Raw genomic sequence first — 1,403 nt, forward strand, 5'->3', positions numbered from 1 at the left:
GGCATCGGGGCGCTCCTTGGATCAGACAAAAGTCCTTCTCGCAAAAGAACTTTCGCTGATTCGCGCCCCGATGCGCCTCAACACTGTGAGAAATGCGGGCTAGCGCATCCCTGATAGGGGCGCCATAGGTCGGCTTTCGCTGCCGCCGGGCCTCCGGCGAAATTGCGACATGGCTGGCCAGCGCCCGAACCGCGTGCTTGCGATGCCAGCCCGTCACCGCGCAAAGCTCGTCGAGAATGCGCCCCTTATCTGCCCGCCCTGCTGATCGATAGCGGTCTACCACCGCCGCCGTGATCTCGCGCCGCGCACCCATGCTGATCCGTCCTGCCATCGGCGACACCGATCCGATTCGGTATCGCGGCCCCACTCCTGACGGTCAGTTCTCCGGTAACATTCTTGATGAGGCAATGCGCCCCTTTGATCGGCGAGTCTTGATGGTAGCGCTCGCGGCGTCGGAGCTGGCCGGGTTTACGGAGACGGCGCGAGCGCGGGTTGTTTGATCGGCGTGCGCGAGCTGAGCACTGCTGTAGCGTTGTCTGCTGTTGCGCATTCAGCGATACGCGGCCCGACATGCTCTGGCTAGTCGTACTTTGGTTTTGCGCCGGCGCGGTCGCCTGGGTACCGGTCGACGCCCCCCGGTTCTGCTGCGTCATGGTTTAACCGGCAGGTGCATTGCGTGGCCTGGTGTTGGCGCCGGTTGTCGTGCTCTGGTCCTTCTGGCCCTGCGGCGCCTTTTGCTCGGACTGTCGCGTCGGTCACGCTCGCCGCGCCCCTGTCCGACAGTCTGACTGTTTTGCTTGCCCGAGGACTGATCCTTGTCTTGTTCCTTTTGCTCGGATTGACGAGGTTGGTCGCGATCTTCTGAGAGCCGGCTCACTTTGGCTGTCGCAAGATTTTCTTGATCTCCCGGTGCACACGTCGCGCACACGCTGCCCTCTAACCTGTTGAAAAAATTTATCTCTCGCTCCAATCCCTGATTGGACAGGCCAACCGACCCCATGCCGTGGCTTAGTCTCGGCAACGAGCCCGCGTTTCCCTCTAGTGACGCTTGTAGGCGCATCGGTTCGCGCCGTCGGGCGATATCGTCCAGTCGCGCTCTTCTCTCGCCCGATAATTGATGCAGATCGTTCTGGATCGCGTGAACGAACTCTTGAAAGTCTGCGAGTTCGGCCGGATACTCCAGCAATCCGAGGAGGACGATCATGGCAATCCAGATCGTGATGGACCGAAGCGGCGACAGCCGACACCATTTCAATGCTGACGACACACAAGAACTGGCCAGAGCGGAGCAGCGGTTCTACGAACTCACCGATGCCGGCTTCACTGCGGCGGTCCGGACGGGTTCAGGTCAGGTCTCGCAAATCCGATCATTTGACCCGACTGCGAGGGAAACCGTCTTCTTC

General features: G+C 60.9%; 1 protein-coding gene and 1 pseudogene. One reads left to right on the plus strand and one right to left on the minus strand.

Features of this window, described 5'->3' with window-relative positions; translation table 11 throughout:
- A pseudogene (locus tag IVA82_RS17330) lies at nt 1–331 on the minus strand (hypothetical protein); the annotation flags it as partial.
- Nucleotides 332–1,202: 871 nt separating this feature from the next.
- Between IVA82_RS17330 and IVA82_RS17335 the strand changes: the two are divergent.
- Nucleotides 1,203–1,403 (plus strand): hypothetical protein (locus tag IVA82_RS17335; protein ID WP_247493435.1); only part of this gene is annotated, 201 nt, incomplete at its 3' end.

Source organism: Bradyrhizobium sp. 142 (assembly GCF_023074015.1).
Lineage (GTDB): Bacteria > Pseudomonadota > Alphaproteobacteria > Rhizobiales > Xanthobacteraceae > Bradyrhizobium.